The organism is Sphingobacterium olei (genome assembly GCF_005048855.1).
Classification (GTDB): Bacteria; Bacteroidota; Bacteroidia; order Sphingobacteriales; family Sphingobacteriaceae; genus Sphingobacterium; species Sphingobacterium olei.
This window is the reverse complement of record NZ_SUME01000002.1, coordinates 265,007-280,174: the sequence shown is the minus strand read 5'-3', so window position 1 is coordinate 280,174 and position 15,168 is coordinate 265,007. Positions and strand designations below refer to the sequence as shown.

At 41.1% G+C, this 15,168-nt stretch carries 8 protein-coding genes; 6 read left to right on the top strand and 2 right to left on the bottom strand.

Annotated elements, in window-relative coordinates; translation table 11 throughout:
- The first annotated feature begins 1 nt into the window (after position 1).
- Positions 2–1,363: a RagB/SusD family nutrient uptake outer membrane protein gene (locus FAZ15_RS05570; protein WP_136900327.1), complete on the top strand. Its 1,362-nt coding sequence runs from the start codon at positions 2–4 to the stop codon at positions 1,361–1,363.
- A 68-nt stretch (positions 1,364–1,431) separates the two neighbouring features.
- Here FAZ15_RS05570 and FAZ15_RS05565 read toward each other — a convergent pair whose 3' ends face one another.
- Both FAZ15_RS05565 and FAZ15_RS05560 read right to left on the bottom strand, forming a co-directional pair.
- Positions 1,432–1,812, bottom strand: a complete 381-nt coding sequence (locus FAZ15_RS05565) for a hypothetical protein (RefSeq protein WP_136819014.1) — start codon at positions 1,810–1,812, stop codon at positions 1,432–1,434.
- Between the two features lie 109 nt (positions 1,813–1,921).
- Entirely contained in the window at positions 1,922–2,575 is a 654-nt protein-coding gene (locus tag FAZ15_RS05560; RefSeq protein ID WP_136900326.1) for a MauE/DoxX family redox-associated membrane protein, read from the bottom strand.
- A gap of 515 nt (positions 2,576–3,090) precedes the next feature.
- Between FAZ15_RS05560 and FAZ15_RS05555 the strand changes: the two genes are divergently transcribed.
- The 5 genes from FAZ15_RS05555 (at position 3,091) to FAZ15_RS05535 (ending at position 15,148) form a co-directional block, all read left to right on the top strand.
- Complete coding sequence (locus tag FAZ15_RS05555; protein ID WP_136900325.1) at positions 3,091–6,246, top strand: SusC/RagA family TonB-linked outer membrane protein; 3,156 nt, start codon at positions 3,091–3,093, stop codon at positions 6,244–6,246.
- 11 nt (positions 6,247–6,257) lie between these two features.
- Positions 6,258–8,030, top strand: coding sequence for a SusD/RagB family nutrient-binding outer membrane lipoprotein (locus FAZ15_RS05550; RefSeq protein WP_136900324.1), 1,773 nt, complete (start codon positions 6,258–6,260; stop codon positions 8,028–8,030).
- A 377-nt stretch (positions 8,031–8,407) separates the two neighbouring features.
- On the top strand, positions 8,408–9,643 hold the full coding sequence (locus tag FAZ15_RS05545; RefSeq protein WP_136900323.1) for an exo-beta-N-acetylmuramidase NamZ family protein: 1,236 nt from the start codon (positions 8,408–8,410) through the stop codon (positions 9,641–9,643).
- Between the two features lie 208 nt (positions 9,644–9,851).
- Positions 9,852–13,316 carry a SusC/RagA family TonB-linked outer membrane protein gene (locus FAZ15_RS05540; protein ID WP_136900322.1) on the top strand — a complete coding sequence of 1,155 codons (3,465 nt, stop codon included), beginning with the start codon at positions 9,852–9,854 and terminating at the stop codon, positions 13,314–13,316.
- A gap of 50 nt (positions 13,317–13,366) precedes the next feature.
- Complete coding sequence (locus FAZ15_RS05535) at positions 13,367–15,148, top strand: RagB/SusD family nutrient uptake outer membrane protein (protein ID WP_238387162.1); 1,782 nt, start codon at positions 13,367–13,369, stop codon at positions 15,146–15,148.
- The last annotated feature ends 20 nt before the right edge of the window (positions 15,149–15,168 follow it).

Genomic DNA, 15,168 nt, shown 5'->3' with positions numbered 1-15,168 from the left:
TATGAAATGTTTGGTAATAACACTATATACAATATCCATTTTCTTGATCAGTTGTCAGGAAGATTTTCTAGACGTAAAATCAGATAGAAGCATAGGGACAATGCGCTCTTTAGACGATTATCAGGCGCTGATGGACAACTCAACGGCCAAAATGAATTCAAATGCCGCACATGTGCTCGGACTGATCGGCTCCGATGAATATTATCTCACTACAGCCGTATGGGAGGCGCTCACTAACATTCCGCGGAAAGAAGCATACCTGTGGAATCTTAATTATTATAAAGGATCGGACGGCGATGACTGGAACGATGCCTATTCAAGGATACTGCACACCAATTTGGTACTGGATAATATAGATTCCTTTGATGCCTCAGAAAAGACAGGCGAAAAATGGAAAAATGTTAAGGGCTCGGCTTTGTTTTTTCGCGCTTTGAATTTTTACCAGCTCGCTCAGGTGTTCTGTAAACCGTTTTCGGCAGATACAGATGATCCATTGGGATTACCGCTGCGGCTGGAAGCGGATATTACCCTAAGAAGTAAAAGAAATAGCGTGAAGGAGACATATGCTCGTGTCATACAGGATCTGAAGGAATCCGCAGATCTATTGCCTGTTACACCGCTAGCGAAGATGCGGCCATCAAAGCCTGCTGCCTATGCGCTGTTGGCACGAGTGTACCTATTGATGAGAGATTATCAATCTGCATTAACATACGCAGACCTGGCGTTGTCTTATTCAGACGAGTTGATTGATTATAATACATTGAATACCGCAAAGCCCTTTGAAGCGGATTATGGACAGAGTAACCCAGAGGTGCTGTTCTTTTGTTATGCGCCCGCTGTTAATTTGTTGGGCAGAGCCAGGATGCACATTGATCCCGAGCTATATGATCTATATGAAGAAGCCGATCTCCGTAAAGTAGTTTTTTATGACAAGGGAAGTATCAATAATATCTTTTTTAAAGGATCTTATCACGGATCAACGCCGTTTTTTGTAGGCCTGAGCACGTCGGAACTCTATTTGATCCGGTCGGAAACATATGTTCGGCTAAACAAGTTGGATCAGGGGCTCGCAGATTTAAATGTATTGCGAAGTAAACGGTTTGAGACCGGATCTTACATCCCTTTGTTGATAGACGAGCCATCTTCGCTATTATACGAGATTATCAGGGAACGGCGGCGGGAGCTTGCTTTTCGAGGCCTCCGATGGGAAGACCTAAGAAGATTAAACCAAGAACCAGCTTTTGCAAGAAAGGTTTCAAAAGAGGTAAACGGGACAACTTACGAATTGCTCCCCAATTCAGGGAAGTATATCTGGCGGATTCCGGACGATGTTATTGAGTTGTCGGGAATTGAACAAAATTGACTTATTGTTAAAGAACATAGCCAACCTGCTTACGCGGGTTGGCTACATCCTTAAAACACCCTAGTTATTTACTCTTCTTCTTGTCTTGCATAGCCATCCGAAGATTGGCTCATATCCAATGCACCATTGTAGGTAGATGGATTTGTTGCGTCACTGACCGATAGCCCTGCTGGAGTTGCGGCTCCGGAGAAATTCGTCAGATTTAAATGAACTTGACAAGGAGGTGTTTCCTCAGACTCGAGGTTACAGTTTTCTTCATTGGGAGCAGTTTCGCTCTCAAATCCTCCTATTATCTGCTGAGATTTGTCATCTGGTGCAGACGGATTGACTGATATTTGATACCAACCACTTTGCGGTTGAGTAAATTTCTCTGCAACTTTAAATGCCGAGAATCCTAATATTACAGCTACGGCCACTATGGCTGTTATGTAGCTTTTTAAACTTTCCATATTACTGGTTTTGAGTAACAGCTGATCTCCCTTCAATCTTTAACGGGGTGGAGTGATCACTAAAGCCCCGGATATACTTTTTACGGGGTATATCGGCACGTATCATAATTTATACCCATACCGGCCTACCCGGGAAGGGAGCAAACTTTCTTGGGAACCTCTTATGAACAACTAAAACAATATGGTAGACCGGTATCGAGACAAACAATAGGAAGGTGCAAAACAGCTTGATGGATTTTTTATAGCGTATAGCTGTATCGATTGGGTTGGTTGGGCCACTCAAGTACCAACCGAGGGTCGATAGCCCCAATAACACTATATTCACCAGCAGGTGCCATTCCCATGATAGCCCAGAAAATACCGAAGCGCATCCACAGGGCTTTTTGGCGTAAAGACCGGCTACACCTAAAGCGATGTATATGGTAAAGATCAATAGGAGTAGGGCGGAAAGGAGGTAGGGATTAAAAACCACGTCATTGCGATGAGCGAAGCGAGGAAGCAATCTTTGTTTATTTAAAAGATCGCGTCGGTCATTCTTTCCTCGCGATGACGACGCGAATACAAACAATAACGCTATTCCCAGTTCGAATAGTGGAAGATTCCAATACAGTATATCCGCCCACCAATTTGGAAAGGGTTGCCGCAGTAATGAAATGTGGAAAGCTTTTAGTCCCCACAGTTTATCCAGTGCAACGTACAGCCAAAAGATCAGCAGAAAAATCTGCAGGCTGTAACCAATTATATGTCTTTTTCTTGTTTTCATTTTTGCTATATCTTTATTTCTAGATACGGTTACTTAATTAGTACCGATTGTCTAAAACAAAGGTATAGCACACATCATATGTGGACTTGTCCAGTTCCGATTTCTTGATTTAACAGGTTTTGGAAGTTAAAGAGAAAGGTGTGTCAGTCCCCCTCGTCGCTGTATTCGGTTTTGGTTGAAATGACAGTTCAATCGATCTTTACATTAGCTAGATGATTTTGAGAGAAAGAAGTTGGATGGATGTTACAAAAAGTGGTCTTCTGAATAAACACGTCTTTAGTTAATTTGCGGATAAAAATTGAAAAGAAGCATAATCACGGTGTTAAATGTGAATTTTAAGCAGTTTTAATTTGTAATTGTTCCAAATTCCTTAATGATTATAAATAATCTTGCAAAATAATGCAGGATTATTTTTTTTTCAGTAGTATTGTACACGTTAAGCTTATGATAAATCCAGTTATTTTGATTGTAACAGTACAAATTAATTATTTTTTAACAAACAAACTATCAAACGTATGAAACAAAAATTACTCTTAGTTTTTATCGGGTTGTTTATGATCACAACCTGTTTGATGGCCCAGCAAAAAGCGGTTTCAGGACGTGTTAGTTCTGCAACTGGTGAAGGATTGGGGAACGTAACGGTAACAGTGCAAGGGACGACACGTTCTACGCAAACTTCCGAAAACGGTTCCTTCTCGATTCAGGCTGCGCCAGGAGAAGTATTAGTATTCCGAGCTATAGGTTCCGAAGAAAAAAGGCAAACTGTCGGAGATGGTAGTGTATATAATATATCGCTTATGTCGACAGAAGAAGCATTGGACGAGGTGGTTGTGACGGCCCTCGGTATTAGAAGAGAGAAAAAAGCTTTGGGATACGCAGTCCAGGATATCAATGCAGAAGAATTGATGAAGAATAAGAGTCCTAATATGGTTAACTCGCTAGCCGGTAAAATAGCAGGAGTTAATGTTACACAAACTTCAGGAGCAGCTGGAGCTGGAGCTCAGATTATATTAAGAGGTGGGACTTCTCTAGAGCGAGATAATCAACCGCTTTTTGTTGTTGACGGAGTGATTTATGATAACTCTACTGTTATTGGAGGTAATAGCGCATTTGACGGGGCTACATCAACGGCTACCACGAACAGTAATAGGATCATGGATGTAAATCCAGAGGATATTGAGAATGTATCGGTATTAAAAGGGCCGGCAGCTGCTGCACTTTACGGCTCTAGAGCCGCAGCTGGAGCGATAATCATAACCACAAAGAAGGGAAAAGAGGGAAGGGCGGAAATTAACTTTTCTACCAGAGCTTCTACAAATTGGGTAAATAGGTTTCCAGAACAACAGAATAGATTCAAAAGAGGATACTATAATGCAGCTGGTGTAATGGATACATATACTACCCAGTCGTGGGGAGAAGAATTTGCTGCAGGGGAGACGATTTATAATAATATTGAGGATTTCTTTCAAAATGCAGCGGCCTACGATAATAATTTGAGTTTGGCCGGAGGAAATGCGAACGGGTCGTTCTATTTGTCTGCTTCTAGGTTTGATCAAACTGGTATTATACCAAATACTGGATTTGATAAGACTACTTTTCGTTTTAATGGAGATCAGAAGTACGGTAAATTAACAGTAGGTACTAACGTTGCTTACTCATTGGCAAATACCGACAAAACTTTAACGTCGGCAGGGTTATATGATTCGGGTGGTACCGGAGCTATGAATTCAATCTACCGATGGTCTCGCAGTGATGATATGACAAGATATCTAAACGAAGACGGTACAAAGTTCAGAATGTTTGAAGGTATCCAAGAACTTAGGGATGACATAGAAAATCCTTATTGGATTATAAATAAGAATAAGTTAACAGACCATACGGAACGTATTACCGGTAATATCAATGCAAATATTGATGTTTTTGATTGGTGGAATGTTTCTTACCGAGCGGGTATTGATAGCTATTTGACTAAAAACTCTACCATTATAGGTGCTCAGGGCGCTGTTAAAGATATTTGGCAGAACGGAATGATGTCAGAAAGTGACGTAAAGTTTAATTATTGGTCGTCAAACTTGATGTCTAATTTTAATAAGAAAGTCGGTGACTTTGATTTAGGTGCTTTGGTTGGATTTTTCTCAGAACAAACGAAGACAACTAATAACGGTAGAATGGGGTATGATTTTGGCGTCGAAGATTTCTTTAGTTTTGGTAATATTATTGACGCTAATAAATTTATGAGGGTTGTGAACTCGAATCGACGATTATTTGGTCTATATGGCGAGTTCCGTGCATCATATAAAGATATGTTATTCTTGAACGTAACAGGACGTAATGATTGGACATCTACACTTCCTGTTGCCGACAGGTCTTACTTCTATCCCTCGGTTGGAGGTAGTTTTGTTTTCACTGAATTAATTGACGATTTGAGTTGGTTAAATTTCGGTAAAATTAGAATGTCTTGGGCGAGAGTGGGTAAGGACGCAAGCCCCTATGTAACAAATACGTATTTATGGCCTCCAAGAGAATTCTTGGGCGGTTTAGTTGGAACTGGAAACAACTGGCAAAGAGGGAATCCTTATCTAAAGCCTGAAAATACAGATTCATTCGAGATCGGCGCAGAGCTTAGGTTTTTTGGAGGGCGATTGGGTATAGACTATGCGTATTACACGAATAACTCATATAATCAAATTTTATCTCCGAGGACAGGTCAGTCTACGGGCTATATTTTTGCCTCTGTGAACGCGGGAGATATTTACAACAAAGGTATGGAATTGTCTCTCACAGGAAAGCCAATTGCCAAGGAAAATTTTGTGTGGGAATCTACAATAAATATTTCAGGCAACCGAGGAAGGGTTGATAACTTGTTGCAGGGACTTGACGTGCTTTATGTCACGGACGTGCAAGTCGGAAATGCAAAAGCCGCATCGTTCAATGGTGGTAATTTTATGGCAATTTCTGGCTCAAAGTGGAATAGGACTGATGATGGACGTGTAATTTTAGACGCAAATAGCGGAATGCCTACCAGCGACAACTTAACCACTTATAATATTGGTAATCGTGAATCAAAGGCTTTTGGTGGTTTTAACAACAGTTTCCAGTATAAAAATTTGAACCTATCCTTTCTTTTTGACTTTAGAATTGGGGGAGATATTTATAATGGAACCGATTATTTTATGACTATCAACGGTATGAGTGCGAGATCAATGGATCGAGATGTGCTAAATTTAACTGGAGCTGTACGCACCGGTGGTACCGCAGAAGCTCCAATATTTGAAGATCGGACTTTTACGTATGAAGCTGGGGAATTTTATGATATCAGTGGCGTTCAGACTAGTGGTCGTAAGATTATTCAGGATTATTGGTCTGATTTTTACACGAGAGAAAGCTCGAATTTTATGACAAATACCAATTGGCTGAGATTGAGATCGCTTTCTTTATCTTATAATTTCTCTAACGAATTATTAAAGTCCGCTAGGGTGTCTAAAGCTATCAAAGGATTAACAGCTACATTTACCGGAACCAACCTTTGGTTGTTAACGAACTACAAGGGAATGGATCCGGAAACATCCGCTGCTGGTTCGGGTGTGGTAGGGTCGAGCTCTGTGGGTATCGACTTTAATGGTGTGCCTAATACTGCAGGGGTTGCTTTTGGTTTGAATTTGAAATTTTAATATGCTTAGTGATGAAAAGATTTAAAAATATTATATTAACATTATTTGTTGTATCTGCCTTAGTGTCGTGCAAGCAAAGCTGGTTGGATATTAATGAGGATCCGAATACGCCTTCAAATTCGGTAGCTACAGTCAAAAGTAGATTGCCTTGGATACAACACCATTTGCTATATGCCCAAGGAACTGCGGGCGCAAGGGCGGGATATGTGACGCAGCAGCTTACTTTTGTAAGTAGCACAGCACAACAGAGTATGGCTGCTGGATGGAATCCTATCGCAGGTATGTCTACAACTCCTTATCAGTTTTTTTTCGTAGCAGCAGCTTCTAACCTAAAAGATTTGGAGGAACGAGCAGAAAGAGAGAGTGCTTATCACTATTTGGGTGCTGCAAAGGTATTACGCGCTATGGGATTTATGCTAATGACGGACTGGTATGGGGAAATGCCATATACTGAAGCATTAGGAGAGTCTATAACGCCAAAGTTTGATGATGGTAAAACTATTTTCGAAGGCTGTTTAGCAGATATCGAACAAGCAATTGCTTATTTTGAAATGGAACAACCTTCTACTGCAACCGCGTTATCTGAAGGAGACAGTTGGAATGGCGGGGATGTAAGCAAGTGGCTGAAATTGTGTTATGGTTTAAAGGCAAGATGGTTAAATAACCTATCAAAAAAAACCGGTATATATAATCCTGACGAGGTCTTAGCTGCGCTGGAAAAGGCGCCGCAAACTACCGGTGAAAGCACTATCGTGAACCATGTAGACGTGGTTAGCGACAATGTTGGAGATATCTTGTTCGGTGATCCGCTCATGGCTTCTATTGTTTTTGATAATGTGGGAATGAATAGCAATATTCGCATTACTAAATGGTATGAAAATATATTGACAAATTTCGATAATAAAGGAATTGAGGATCCTCGCGCTGACAAGTTGATTCCTTGGGCGCAATACGACATACCTAAGCGCTTTATTCGGTCGAAAGGTGTTGATATGCAATCTGATATTAGAATGAATGCGGGGCCGATAAATCCATCTTATAATGCTACTGCGAACGAGATCCAGTCTAATAACAGAACGGTTACTCCCCATTCTTGGTACGTGAACTCTGCAAATCAAAATAGATGGGGTGACACCGTATACGTTTCTTTTCGCAGTAGTTCTTTAGGTTATAATCAAGATGTTAGTGATATATTTAGATGGGCAGATGGTACGGTTGTGTCAACTGGTACTTTCTATTCACGCCCAGATGCACCCACGCATTTGCTCATTTATCCAGAAATGTGTTTTATCAAGGCAGAAGTACTTTTGAAGAAGGGTGATAACGGTGGAGCGTTTACAGCATATCGAGAAGGCATAAAAGCGCATATTGAGCTGATGAATGCCAAATTGTCGACATACGGAAATATCAATCCAAGTAAATCGCCTATGGAACAAACTAAAATTGATAATTTCTTAGATAATGGTATCGGTACAGCTAGTAATATTACGTTAGGAAAGATTATGACGCAAAAGTTTATTGCACTTTCATTTTCTCAACAGAACTGGAACGATATGCGTAGACATGATTTTAGTGTAACATCTTATCCAGGTTGGGCGGTGCCATATGAATATACGGTAACAGCCGCTGCTCAAGTTAAAATCCCATTAGGAAAGCAGTTTAGACGTGTTCGCCAGGTTTCACATGAAATCAACTACAATTCGGAGAATCTTGCTAATTCTCATCCAAATGCGCTAAGCGATGATGTATGGTCATACCCTGTTTGGTGGGACATTGCTGAATAATACATTTTTTGAAATTTCAAAAGGCTTTCTTAACGGAAAGCCTTTTTTTTGTTACTAATATACTTTATATCTTTTATTGTAATTGAAAAGTTACGTAATTGTGTATTTTGTACACGAAGATCAATGCTAAAAGCTTTAATAAATTGGTTTTTCGGCTTGAAATATACATTTTTTAACACTTTTTAGCTTTTCCCTGTAAATACATATTGCATAGTGTTGCGTGTTTTAATGGTGTTTTGTGCGTTTTGTTGTTAAAAAATGTGATTATTTTGCTGTATTGTGCATGATTTGTATTATTTTAGTTTCAGTTTACTTCGATTATGCTGTTTTATAGCACGTTGAGTACAACTAATTAATGACTAACATAAATTGGAATTATGATCATACGCTTTTCTACGGCATTATTATTAGGATTCGTTGTATTGGCTTCGTGTACGACGAGACAACAGTCGAATGATTCTACAAATACTTCTTCACAAACAGATACGAGCGCAGAAGCTGTGCGCATTATTCCAGCTGCAGACCAACTTTCTGCTTATTTACCCTTGCTAAAAGGTAAGAAAGTAGGGCTTATGGGCAATCAAACCTCTATTGTAGGCGCTGAAAAGGAGCACTTGGTCGATGTATTATTGCGCGAAAAGGTGGATTTGAGATTTGGCTTTGCCCCTGAGCATGGATTTAGAGGTACGGTAGAACGTGGTGAAAAAGTAAGTAACGATGTTGACGATAAAACGGGTCTGCCATTGTATACCTTGTATGGCGGAAATGAGAAACAAGACTCCATTGTACAATCCATCGATGTGATGATATTTGACCTGCAGGATGTTGGGGCACGCTTTTATACCTATATCACTTCCATGCATCGTGTCATGGAATTATGTGTAAAGCATAATAAGGAGTTGATCGTATTAGATCGACCGAATCCATGTGGTGATCAGGTAGATGGGCCGGTGCGTAAAGACGATAAGTTTAAATCTAATGTTTCCTTTCATAAGATTGCCATGGTACATGGTCTGACCGTTGGTGAATTGGCAAAAATGATTAATGGTGAGAAATGGCTGGAGAATGGGAAGCAATGTAAATTAACGGTTGTGCCCGTCGAGAATTATACCCATTCATCGTTATATGAATTACCGGTTATTCCATCACCAAGTCTACCCAACCATTTGTCGGTGCGGTTGTATGCGTCACTTTGCCTGTTTGAGGGTACGGATATATCCGTAGGACGAGGGACTGATTGGCCGTTTCAGGTAGTGGGCCATAATGATCCGATCTATGGTGATTTCTCTTATACTCCAGGGGAGAAAGCTGGCATGGCAAAGCATGTAGAAGGGAAGGGTCAGAAATTGTACGGCGTAGATTTAAGAGGATTGGATGCAGATAGTCAGCAGTTCACACTGAAATACGTGCTCGATTTTTATAACAAGATGCCAGATAAATCCAAGTTTTTTGCACGCGCAGAATTCTTCGATAAACTAGCGGGTACAGATGAACTCCGCAAGCAGATTTTGGAGGGAAAAACGGAAGCTGAAATTAAGGAGTCGTGGAAACCTGAATTGACCGCATACAAACAGATGCGTAAGAAGTACCTGCTCTATCCAGATTTCGAATAGAGAAGTGAAACAATTTCGGTACTGATAGTGCGGTTTTGTTCGATATAAAAATTAAAAGGTGATAAAAAATGCATAATTTATTTTGTTTTTAACATTTATTAACTAAATTAGATTCGGTTTTGAGCGGTTTGTTTTTAGATCATTAGGAATACTGCATTTTTTTAAACCAAATTGTGATAGAAGTCAAACATTATTTAACAAACTAACAATGAGAAGATCTTTACTATTTTCTATTGCTTTGGGATTAGTTGTTTCTACCGATGCGTATGCCGCGAAAGTAGCGATATCTTCTAATCTTTCGGCAGCCGATGCCTATAGCCCGAATAGGCAAGTGCAAAATACTGTCCAGGGGACAGTCTCGGGAGCTAGTGGGCCACTTTCCGGAGTAACAGTTGCCCTTGTGGGAGGTACCACATCGGTGTCGACAGATGAGAATGGACGTTTCCGCATTTCTGCACCGCAGGGATCGATCTTACGTTTCACGTATGTCGGCTTTAAATCGCAGGATGTAAAAGTATCTTCTGACAATCTAAACGTTGTGCTTGCAGAAGAAGAAAACTCTTTAGAGCAGGTGGTTGTGGTAGGTTACGGTACACAAAAAAGAGCGCATTTAACGGGCGCAGTTTCTTCTGTCAATGCAGATGAAGTGTTTGGAAATAGGCCTATTCCCGATCCCGCTCGTGGTTTACAGGGCGTTATTCCGGGATTGAATATTCGGATACCATCTGGAGAAGTGGGGTCGGATCCATTGTTGCGTATTCGTGGTCAGGTCGGTTCTGTTCGGGGAAATAGTCAGCCATTAGTACTGGTTGATAATGTCGAAGTACCCAGTCTCCAGTATGTGAATGCAAATGATATTGAAACAGTGACGGTTCTTAAAGACGCTGCATCTACATCTATTTATGGCTCGAAGGCTGCTTTTGGGGTTGTATTAATTACAACAAAGAAAGGGTCGAAAACAGAAACAACCGAAGTGACGTATTCAAATAATTTCGTCATGCAGTCGCCGTTTAAAAAAATTGAATTGGCAGGTATTGAGGGTATAGAGTATTCACTGGATGCGCATGAGAATATGAGACAGGCCGGTCCTGCTGGCGGATTTTGGCGAATAGATCGGACAAGTCTGGAACGAATACGGGAATGGCAAGAGCTTTACGGAAGCACCGTCGGTCCCAACGACCCTGTCGTATATAATCGCGATTGGTACTGGGATGGTGTGCAAAAATTTGGTGTACGGATCTATGATCCTGTTAATGCCATGATCCGTAATAATGCGTTCTCGCAAATACACAATCTGAGCCTAAATGGACGGCGGGGCGAGACGTCCTATAATTTGGGATTGGGTTATGTGGGACAGCAAGGGATGATGAAAGCGGCGCAATATGATGATTATATGCGTTTGAACCCTTCCCTAAGAGTTTCTACTAAAGTAAATGACTTTCTGACAGTTCGCGGAGGGGCGATGTTTGCGGAGGCTAGAAAGCGCTACCCGACGTCCTTAAATACAGGTGGTTTTGGTGCCGATCCATGGTTATATTTATACCGCTGGAGTCGTTTATTTCCAATAGGGGTTCAAGAAAATGGTGAGGATATTATCGATCCAGCTTTTTCAGCGAGTGCCGCTCCACCATCTATAAAAAATGACAGATTTTTGAATTTAAATTTAGGAACTACAATTGACTTTACCAATAATTGGAACTTGGTGGCGGACTATTCATATAACTCCGAAAATACTTTCAATTCCGCTGCGGTACCTTACGTGCAAGCAAAATCAACGTGGTACGGAGTGAATGCCGCGCGGGATGCCGAGGGAAATCCTATATATGTAGATGAAGCCGGTAACGTTACCGAGGATGGCGGAGTCCCTGCCTACGAATTCCCAATTGCAGATCACACAACAAAAGATAACACGTATGTATCGCGAGGCTCTCTGCGTGCACAACGACATACTGTGAATGCTTTTTCGACCTATAACTTAAACTTAGGAAATTCGCACGAACTAAAGTTTATGGCGGGTACCAATATTGTGGCCTATGATATCGTAGGACATACTTCAAGGGTAAATAATTTTTTATTAAACCCGGACAATCCGCAGTTTCAGTTTGCTACTGGAGAGCAATTCGTCACGGGCAGTAATGAATGGGATTCGCAGGTTGGATTTTTCGGACGTTTTAACTATGCCTTCCAAGACAAGTACTTATTTGAAGCAAATTTAAGACGGGATGGTTCCTCGAGACTTTCTAAAAACCTGATATGGCAGTGGTTTCCTTCATTATCCGCCGGATGGGTATTGTCTAATGAAAGCTTTATGGAAAGCCTTAACCCAGTTTTGTCTTTTGCAAAGTTTCGGGCATCTTGGGGTTCTATTGGAGATCAATCTATCCCAAATGACGAATATGTTCCTGTTATGCCAATTACCCAAAATAGCTGGATAGGTAATACTGGTGATCGGGTTTATCAATTGGGAACGCCTGCTTCTGTACAACCGGATATTGCTTGGCAACGTATAGAGCACCTCAATATCGGAGGAGACTTCCGTTTTTTTAATAATAGGCTAGGGTTGTCTGCAGATTGGTTTCAACGCTATACTAAAAATATGATAATAGAAGGTTTGAGCGTTGCAAATACATTAGGAGCTGTCGTTCCGCGAGGCAATTATGGTGACTTAAGGACCCGAGGCTGGGAATTGGCAGCTGATTATTCGCATAGCTTCGAAAATGGTCTACGGTTAACGGTCAATGCTAATATCTCTGATGCAACAAGTATAACTACGCGAGGAGCCGATTGGAATATCGCGCCAGAGGACAGAACGTTAGGTAGTACTTTTTCCACAGGAAACAGGTACGGTGATGTATTTGGGTATGTAACAGATAGGTTATATCAAAAGGATGATTTTCTTTATGATGCCAACGGCGATTTTTTGACGACGACTATTATTCGAAACGGTACTGCAAAAACTGTAAACGTGCTAGCAGGGGACAATCCGGTTTATCAAACGCATTTTCAGGATGGTGGCGCCGTAATGATGATTTCTCCAGGCGATGTAAAATTTAAAGATCTTAATGGAGATGGTTTTATTGATGATGGTACTAATACGGTAGGAAACCCAGGGGACCGCGTGTTAATTGGAAATACCACACCACGTTACGAATATGGATTTAGACTAGGAGCTGACTTTAAAGGTTTCGATCTTTCGGTATTCTTGCAGGGAGTTGGTAAACGAAGTATCTGGGGATCTGGTCAATTGGCCATCCCGGGCTGGTCTGCGAAAGAAGGTGCGATGCCGCTGGCGATCGCTTCTGACTACTGGCGCGAGGATCGTACCGATGCATTCTATCCGAGAGCTTGGCATCTTGGTGAGTCTGATCAGGGCTACACGATGCGTCCACAGTCACGTTATATGTTGGATATGTCGTACTTAAGAGTGAAAAATATAACTTTCGGGTATAATGTTCCAGCAAACGTCCTGAGCCGTGCAAAGATGAAAAATGCACGGATATATGTCTCTTTGGAAAACTTTATCACTTTTGACAATTTAAGAGGCTTGCCTATTGATCCGGAGGCAATTTCCGGTTACTCGTCTTTAAGGGAAAGCAACTATAATCTAGGTCGTACAAGTACATCCAATCCGGCATTCAAATCGGCTTCAATGGGCTTACAGATTGGTTTTTAATTTTAAGTGGAAAAGATATGAAAATTATATATATAATACTATTAGCTACTATGATAATAGCCTCTAGTAGTTGCGACAAATTTTTGGACAGGCCTCAGCTTACCGGTGAAACTGACGGGACGGCTTGGAACTCAGAAGAAAATGTGAGATTGTACGCAAACCAATTCTACACGAATTTCTTTGTTGGATACGGAGTGAATTTTGATGCACAGGGTGGGGCAGCGCTATTGAGTTTTACAAACAGCGATGATGTACTTACATTTGGCAATCAAGCAAACGTGACCCGCGCGGTGCCAAACAGCAGTATTTGGAGTTATACTACGGTTAGATCAGTTAATATTATGATTGACCGAGTACAGAAGGCAAATTCGTCTGTTTTATCGGATGAGGCTAAAGCGCATTGGTTGGGTATAGGTCGGTTTTTTAGGGCAATGCGCTACTCTGAACTGGTCCTGCAGTACGCCGACGTCCCATATTATGACCGGGAGATATTTGCAAACGAATTGGATGAGCTGTATAAACCGCGTACCCCACGTAATGAAATAATGGATGCGGTATATGACGATTTGGTTTATGCGTATGAAAATGTTCGATTGAACGATGGACTCAGAACGGTTAATCGGTATATAGTAGCTGGGTTTATAACACGTCTTGCTTTATATGAAGCTTCTTGGCAGAAATACTATTATAACAATAATGAACGTGCAACGAAATTCTTTAATTTAGCGTTGGATGCCGGTAACTTTGTCATAAGTAGTGGGCGATACGATATTGTATTGGATTACAAATCATTGTTTACCTCTACAGATCTTGGCGCAAATGGTACCCGGGATGCACTACTATACCGGGCGTATGATGCTGCGATTGGTGTAACGCATTCGGTGGCGTCCTATAGCAATTTAGTGGAAACCAGAGCGGTTGGGCCGACAACGGATTTAATTAAGGCTTATATCTGTGCTGACGGCAGCCCATATCAAGTTTCAGGATTAACAGATGCAAATAAGTTTGATTTGACAAGTCTTATCAAAACTCGGGATTCGAGATTTGAAGCCACATTTTATAGCAAACCAGAGCCGCTAAATAGGGCGTCTTTAGTATACGCAACGAAGTTTCTGCCTAGAGAGTCTGAAAAAAGAGTAAAAGTGGATGGGTTAGCACCATTACCTCAGTTTACAAGTAGCAATAATGATACGGATTACCCTGTTTTGCGTTATGCGGAAGTACTGCTGAACTGGATTGAGGCGAAAGCGGAATTGGCCACAATCGGTGGCGAAGCGGTTACCCAAGCGGATATCGATAAAACTATTAATAAGATAAGGAGCAGACCAATTCATCAGGAAGCGGCTGACAGAGGTGTTCAACCAACAGCATCTTTGCAATTAAGTAATTTGCCCAATGACCCGAATCGTGATCCGGGAGTTTCAACTTTACTTTGGGAGATACGTCGTGAACGCCGTATGGAGTTTACTTTCGAACATTCACGATTAGTTGATTTAAGAAGGTGGTCTAAAATAGACTATTTAGATACAGATAATAACCTCGATTTATTATCCGGTGGCTGGGTTAATTTCCCAACAGAGTTACCTGGTGAGTTGAGACCTGCCAATGTTGGTATCCTTTCCGTCGTGAAATTAGATGGTACACAGACAACATATAATGGTTCAAATGCTTCCATGATGATGGGATTCTATAGGCATACCAATACTGGCGGAAGGTTGCCTTTTTTAAACCAGATTAATCTCAACCCATATCTACAGCCTGTAGGTTTAAATCAAATTAATGATTATGAAACCCGAGGATATGAATTGAAGCAAACTGAAGGATGGTATTAATTCACTACAGTGTGTTTCAT

Bases quoted from the DNA above. Each gene is read 5' to 3' on its own strand.
- FAZ15_RS05535 (WP_238387162.1), top strand. From the start codon at position 13,367: ATGATAATAGCCTCTAGTAGTTGCGACAAATTTTTGGACAGGCCTCAG.
- FAZ15_RS05540 (WP_136900322.1), top strand. From the start codon at position 9,852: ATGAGAAGATCTTTACTATTTTCTATTGCTTTGGGATTAGTTGTTTCT.
- FAZ15_RS05565 (WP_136819014.1), bottom strand. From the start codon at position 1,812: ATGGAAAGTTTAAAAAGCTACATAACAGCCATAGTGGCCGTAGCTGTA.
- FAZ15_RS05555 (WP_136900325.1), top strand. From the start codon at position 3,091: ATGAAACAAAAATTACTCTTAGTTTTTATCGGGTTGTTTATGATCACA.
- FAZ15_RS05550 (WP_136900324.1), top strand. From the start codon at position 6,258: ATGAAAAGATTTAAAAATATTATATTAACATTATTTGTTGTATCTGCC.
- FAZ15_RS05560 (WP_136900326.1), bottom strand. From the start codon at position 2,575: ATGAAAACAAGAAAAAGACATATAATTGGTTACAGCCTGCAGATTTTT.
- FAZ15_RS05545 (WP_136900323.1), top strand. From the start codon at position 8,408: ATGATCATACGCTTTTCTACGGCATTATTATTAGGATTCGTTGTATTG.
- FAZ15_RS05570 (WP_136900327.1), top strand. From the start codon at position 2: ATGAAATGTTTGGTAATAACACTATATACAATATCCATTTTCTTGATC.